A 6,060-nucleotide genomic window follows, 5' to 3' on the forward strand; every position below is an offset into this window, starting at 1 on the left:
CCTCTGGTGGAGACGGATTTCTTGGTCGAAAACCCATCTACCAGGGGCTTCACCTGTCTGTCACCCCAACTGCCCCTCCAGCCGAACAGGTTGGAAAGAGCTCAGTGACGAGCACAGCACCAGGAACAGGGCTAGACGTGAGGCCGCAGGCCAGGCGGAGGGTGGCCCTACCGCTCTCCTAAAGCGGTGATAAGGCGTGATGACATCACCAGCTGACATCAACGCCCCCGGACAGCCACGGACCGGAGCAGCCGTAGGAGGACCAGGAGCCATCAGGGACACGAGAGCCGGGCAGGCCACACAATCCGGTGATCGAACTCCTAAAGCGGGGGTCAGGACGTGGCCATGGTTACCGCGGGCCGTCGATCCGTCCGGCTCCCCGCAACAGGCGGGCTATCTCCTGCGCTACGGGAGCTGGTAGGCGCAGGTGGAGGACACCCGAGCCGTCGGCGTCGGTGTCGGCACGGGTTGCCAGCTTGGTGGTGTCGATGCCAGCGGAGGACAGGGCGTCGGTCAGGTCGGCTGCTGCGTTCGTCGCGTCTCGCCAGCCCGCCACGTAGTCCACGCCACGGACCCAGAGCCAGCCGTCCGGGTCCAGTTCGCCGCTCTCGGAGGCAGGGCCTATCGGGTCGTGCTGCACTGAAATTCCCTTCCTGCGAATGAGGTTGGGCACCGTGCCGTTCGCGCCGACGATCAGGCATGACGGCGGCCCCGGTACCATCGGGCACCGGGGTCCGCGAGGGCTCCCAGGGCCGGACCACCCGGATGCTGTCCAGGCGAGGGGTGGTCCGGTTTCTTCGCTTGTCTTGCCGGTCAGCGTGGGTAGGGGTCGCCGGCTATCGCCAGCGGTATGACCACCGCGGCCCAGAAGACGACCATCAGCACGCAGAACAGGCGCTGCCTCACAGGCACTCCCCCTTGCCAGGGGTCATGCGCCAGTTGCGGGTGACGACCTCCCGGTACGCGCGGTGGGACGGGTGGCTTCCCGTGTGGGAGAAGGCCCAGGCGCGCGCCTCGTTGAAGTCCGCTTCCGTGCCGGAGGAGGTCAGGCACGAGGAGCACTCCAACTCGTGCAGCATCTCGGGGGCGTCCGCAGTGATGTGCGGTGCCATCGTCCATGTGATGTAGCGGAAGACCGCGCGCATCACGAGGCGTCCTTGCCGTATGGGTTCCTGCTGTAGGCGTTGACCTCGGCCAGCCGCGCGGTCAGCCGCTCCTTCGGGGTGACGGGCCGCACCTGGCCCGGGTCCGCGTCCCACTCCAGGCCGCCGCCGGGCGGTCTGAGCTGTACGTGCGAGCCGAGGTGATCCATCACCCGGCCCACGCGGCCCGTTCGTTCGTCCAGCGCCAGTGTGCCCACGTCGAGGGCTCCCTTGTCGCTCATGCAGTGAGGATCACGCCGGTACCACGGACGTTGATACCTCCCCCAAAACCCATTTAGGGACGTCCCGGAGTTGGTAGAACGTCCCTAGCTACGTCCCCACGACCAGGGAGAGACTCGGTGCAGAACGAGCGACTACGAGCCGCCATGGCAGCCGGTGGGTGGACCTACGCCACCCTCGCGGCGAAGGCGGAGGTGGACCCCAAGTCCGTTGAGCGGTGGGTCAACCTCGGCCGCACTCCGCGCCGCACGACGGCGATGCTGGCTGCCGAAGCCTTAGGAGAAGACGTGCACGCACTCTGGCCGGCCCTGCGCCAGGCCCGCAGCGCACGAGCCATAAGCCCCGAACTGATGGCCCTGTACGACCAGCGCGCGGACGTTCCCGTATCGGCCTTCACGGACATGCTCGCCCAGGCCCGCGAGCACATCGACGTACTGGTCTACGCGGCCGTCTTCCTGCACGAGGCGTACCCCCGTCTCAACGACATGCTGAGGGAGCGGGCGGTCGAGGGATGCACCGTGCGCATCGCCATCGGTGACGCCGACAGTGAGAACGTCCAGCAGCGCGGCCAGGAGGAGAAGTTCGGCCACGGCATCGAGTCCCGCTGCCGACTCGCGCTCATGCACTACCGGCCCCTGCTCGGCGTGCCGGGCGTCGAGGTCCGCACACACGGGACCACGCTCTACAACTCCCTCTACCGGGCAGACGACCAGATGTTGGTCAACGCCCACGTGTGGGGTGTCAACGCCTACGGGGCGCCCGTGTGGCACCTGCGCCGCCACGACAGCGGCAGGATCTTCGACACCTACGCGCAGAGCTTCGACGCCGTCTGGGCAACGGCGACACCGGTACAGGAAGAGTGAGGCATGGCACGGACCGAGTACTACGACGACCCCGACGCCCCCGAGCCCAACAGTCTGGTCGTCGCCGCCTCCGCCGTCGTGACCGACGAGGAGGGCCGCATCCTGCTCCAGCGCCGCCGCGACAACGACCTGTGGGCCCTGCCCGGCGGCGGCATGGAGATGACCGACTCCCTGCCGGGCACGGCCGTGCGCGAGGTGAAGGAGGAGACCGGGCTCGACGTGGAGATCACCGGCCTGGTCGGCACATACACCGACCCCCGCCACGTCATCGCCTACAGCGACGGCGAGGTCAGGCGGCAGTTCAACGTCTGCTTCACCGCCCGCGTCACTGGGGGCGAACTGGCGATCTCGGACGAGTCCACCGAGCTGCGGTTCGTGCCGCCCGGAGAGATCGATTCCCTGCCGATGCACCACACCCAGCGGCTCAGGCTCCGGCACTTCCTGGAGCACCGCGATCGGCCGTACCTCGGCTGAGCCACCAGGGAGACGACGATGCCCCCGGTCCTGTGCGAGCAGGCCGGGGGCATCGCGATGACGCGGCCGGATCAGCCGTCGACCGGGGCGATGCCGGTGGGGCAGGAGCGGCCCCAGTTCGTCTCGGACGGGGCATCCAGCTTGACGCCCGTGCCGCCGATGCCGCAGTAACCGCCGGGGTTCTTGTCCAGGTACTGCTGGTGGTAGCCCTCGGCCGGGTAGAAGGGTCCTGCGGGGAGGATCTCCGTGGTGATCTCGCCGTAGCCGGAGGAGGCCAGGACGGCCTGGTAGGAGTCGCGGGACGCCTTGGCCGCGGCCTCCTGCCCGGCGGAGTGGGTGTAGACCGCCGAGCGGTACTGGGTGCCCACGTCGTTGCCCTGGCGGAAGCCCTGGGTGGGGTCGTGGGACTCCCAGAAGACCCGCAGCAGCTCCTCGTAGGTGACCTTCGAGGGGTCGAAGACGACGCGGACAGCCTCGGTGTGGCCGGTCAGGCCCGAGCAGACCTCCTCGTACGTCGGGTTCTCGGTGTGGCCGCCCTGGTAGCCCGCCAGGGTGGTCCACACCCCGTCGGTCTGCCAGAACTTCCGCTCCGCGCCCCAGAAGCAGCCCAGGCCGAAGTCGGCGGTCTCCAGCCCCTCCGGGTAGGGGCCCAGCAGCGGGTTGCCCAGGACGGTGTGGGCTCCGGGGACGGTGTGGGGACGCTCCGGGCGGCCCTTGAGGGCCTCCTCCGCCGTCGGGAGGGACTTCTTGAAATGGCCGAACAGCATGCTCAACTCTCCTCGTGGCCTCGGCGGGCCCGGTGGGCCCGGTGCCGCCTGGGCGGCGTACGCCGTGTGCGGTGCGCCGCCCTACGTCTCAGTGCGCCGGCGGGGTGTGCGCCGCGTCGCCGCCCAGGCTCTCGTAGCCGGCGACCGCCAGGGCGCGGTACGCCGAGTACTCCGCCACCGGGTCGCCGCCGTCGACCCAGGGCAGCGCACCGACATAACCATCGACGGCCCGCACCTGTTCCACGGCCTGCGCGTACCGCTCGGCGCGCACCAGGAAGCACAGCAGCAGATGGCGCACGTGCGGGGCGACGGGGTGGCCGGCGGGCGCGTGGTGCAGGGCGTAGCGCGCGCCCTCGATGGCCTGTTCCACCACCGCGCTGCGGTAGAGGCCGCTGACCATGTTGGCATCCGGCAGGTGGTCGTAGACCGCGAAGAGCGGCAGGGCCGGCAGCAGGCTGCCCTCAGGAGCCTCGCCGGCGGCGCGCTGCGCGAAGGCGTAGGCGTCCTCCCTGGAACCGTGGCCCCTGGCGGACCAGTACGGCAGCGCCACCAGGTGCGCGCCCATGTGGTGCGGCGCGCGCCTGCGCACCTCCTCCCACCGCTCCTCGAACTCGGGACGGCGTACGCCCAGGGCACGGGCGGCGAACAGGTCGGTGATGTACGCGGTGGGGTCGGCCGGTGCGACACGGATCGCCTCGAGGGCGATCTCGCGGGCCTCCTCCAGGACGATCCGCCGGTCGGCCGAGCCGGTGTCGCCCAGCGCCTGCCAGACCAGGAACTGCGCGTACACCTGCGCGCAGGCCGCGTCGCGCGGCGAGGCGGTGCGCCAGTTCCGCAGCCAGCGCGCGTCCGCGACGGGCGCGGGCGCCGGCGGCTGCTCCTTGCTGAGGGAGGGGGTCCGGTCCGCCGGGGGAGTCTGCTCCGCGGAAGCTTCGGGGGGCGCGGGGGTGGTGCGCGAGCGCGCCAGCTCCACGGCGGCGGCGCCCGCCAGCGACTGGACGCGCTGCCAGCGCAGTTCCCAGTCGTCGCCGGTCAGTGCGAGCAGCCGGGCGACGGGCTGCCAGTCCTGGGTCCGCTGGGTCTCCTCCAGCGCCTCGATCAGCTCGGGGTCGGGGCCCGGCAGCCGTACGTCGAGCCGTTCGGGCGGTACGAGGCCGTAGCGGTCCGGATCGCCGGCGGCCCGGATGCCGGGCGAGCCCCCGGAACCGTTCAGCTCCCGGCGGCGGCGGACCGCGGGCACGATCAGCAGGCCGACGACGGCGGCGGTGGCGATGAGGAACAGCAGGGCTTCCATGCCTCCACGGTACGGCCCGCGGGGCTAGGCTCGGGGCCATGAGTGACCAGGACGCAGCACGGGGCGAGACGCGGACCCCGGCGCAGCACTTCGAGACCCTCGCCATCCACGCCGGGCAGGAGCCCGACGCCGCCACCGGGGCGGTGGTGCCGCCGATCCACCAGGTCTCCACGTTCAAGCAGGACGGGGTGGGGGGCCTGCGCGGCGGTTACGAGTACAGCCGCAGCGCCAACCCGACCCGCACCGCCCTGGAGGAGAACCTCGCGGCGCTGGAGGGCGGCCGGCGCGGGCTGGCCTTCGCCTCCGGACTGGCCGCCGAGGACTGTCTGCTGAGGACGCTGCTCACCCCCGGCGACCATGTCGTCATCCCCAACGACGCCTACGGCGGCACCTTCCGGCTGTTCGCGAAGGTCGCCGAGCGGTGGGGTGTGGAGTGGGACGTGGCCGACTCCTCCGACCCGGCGGCCGTGCGCGCCGCGCTGCGCCCGCGCACGAAGGCGGTGTGGGTGGAGACCCCGTCCAACCCGCTGCTGGGCATCGCCGACATCGCGGCGCTGGCCGATGTGGCCCGTACGGCGGGCGCCCGTCTGGTGGTGGACAACACCTTCGCCAGCCCCTACCTCCAGCAGCCGCTGTCGCTCGGCGCGGACGTGGTGGTGCACTCCACGACCAAGTACATGGGCGGCCACTCCGACGTGGTCGGCGGCGCGCTGGTCACCGCCGACACCGCGCTGGGCGAGGAGTTGGCCTTCCACCAGAACGCGATGGGCGCCATCGCCGGGCCGTTCGACTCCTGGCTGGTGATGCGCGGCGCCAAGACGCTGGCGGTGCGGATGGACCGGCACTGCGCGAACGCCGCGCGGGTCGTCGAACTGCTCGTCTCCCACCCGAAGGTCGTCCAGGTGTACTACCCGGGGCTGGAGACGCACCCCGGGCACGAGGTGGCGGCCAAGCAGATGCGCGACTTCGGCGGCATGGTCTCCTTCCGGGTCGCCGGGGGCGAGGAAGCGGCGGTCGAGGTGTGCGACCGGGCGGAGCTGTTCACGCTCGGTGAGTCGCTGGGCGGGGTGGAGTCCCTGATCGAGCACCCGGGCCGGATGACGCACGCCTCGGCGGCGGGCTCGGCGCTGGAGGTGCCCTCGGACCTGGTGCGGCTGTCGGTGGGCATCGAGGCGGCCGACGACCTGGTGGCGGATCTGGCGCGGGCACTGGGCTGAGCCCGGGCGGGCCCGGGCCCGAGCGGGTCGTACGGAGTACCGGCGGGGACCGCGGCGGAGGCC

Annotated in this window: 8 protein-coding genes; 3 read left to right on the forward strand and 5 right to left on the reverse strand. The window is 71.4% G+C overall.

Annotation, left to right across the window (positions count from 1 at the left end):
- Positions 1–349: 349 nt before the first annotated feature.
- The 3 genes from AC2CJA_RS22775 to AC2CJA_RS22785 all read right to left on the reverse strand — a co-directional run bounded on the left by AC2CJA_RS22775 (position 350) and on the right by AC2CJA_RS22785 (position 1,384).
- Positions 350–640 carry a hypothetical protein gene (locus tag AC2CJA_RS22775; RefSeq protein ID WP_484604546.1) on the reverse strand — a complete coding sequence of 97 codons (291 nt, stop codon included), beginning with the start codon at positions 638–640 and terminating at the stop codon, positions 350–352.
- Positions 641–902: 262 nt separating this feature from the next.
- Positions 903–1,145, reverse strand: a complete 243-nt coding sequence (locus AC2CJA_RS22780; protein WP_484604547.1) for a DUF7848 domain-containing protein — start codon at positions 1,143–1,145, stop codon at positions 903–905.
- Positions 1,145–1,384, reverse strand: a complete 240-nt coding sequence (locus tag AC2CJA_RS22785) for a hypothetical protein (protein ID WP_484604548.1) — start codon at positions 1,382–1,384, stop codon at positions 1,145–1,147. The genes AC2CJA_RS22780 and AC2CJA_RS22785 overlap by 1 nt, the downstream gene beginning before the upstream one ends.
- A gap of 144 nt (positions 1,385–1,528) precedes the next feature.
- On the opposite strand from AC2CJA_RS22785, the gene AC2CJA_RS22790 reads away from it, so the two are divergent.
- Positions 1,529–2,245 (forward strand): helix-turn-helix domain-containing protein, encoded by a 717-nt coding sequence (locus AC2CJA_RS22790; protein ID WP_484604553.1) that lies wholly within the window; start codon positions 1,529–1,531, stop codon positions 2,243–2,245.
- 3 nt (positions 2,246–2,248) lie between these two features.
- Positions 2,249–2,719 (forward strand): NUDIX domain-containing protein, encoded by a 471-nt coding sequence (locus AC2CJA_RS22795; protein ID WP_484604549.1) that lies wholly within the window; start codon positions 2,249–2,251, stop codon positions 2,717–2,719.
- 71 nt (positions 2,720–2,790) lie between these two features.
- Here the strand turns inward: AC2CJA_RS22795 and msrA are convergent, their stop codons facing one another.
- Positions 2,791–3,486: a peptide-methionine (S)-S-oxide reductase MsrA gene (msrA, locus tag AC2CJA_RS22800; RefSeq protein WP_484604550.1), complete on the reverse strand. Its 696-nt coding sequence runs from the start codon at positions 3,484–3,486 to the stop codon at positions 2,791–2,793.
- 88 nt (positions 3,487–3,574) lie between these two features.
- Positions 3,575–4,780 (reverse strand): hypothetical protein, encoded by a 1,206-nt coding sequence (locus AC2CJA_RS22805; protein ID WP_484604551.1) that lies wholly within the window; start codon positions 4,778–4,780, stop codon positions 3,575–3,577.
- 38 nt (positions 4,781–4,818) lie between these two features.
- Here AC2CJA_RS22805 and AC2CJA_RS22810 point away from each other — a divergent pair, with 38 nt between their 5' ends.
- Entirely contained in the window at positions 4,819–5,997 is a 1,179-nt protein-coding gene (locus AC2CJA_RS22810) for a cystathionine gamma-synthase (protein ID WP_484604552.1), read from the forward strand.
- Positions 5,998–6,060 lie beyond the last annotated feature (63 nt).

It is taken from the genome of Streptomyces sp. ATLC9, assembly GCF_057196705.1.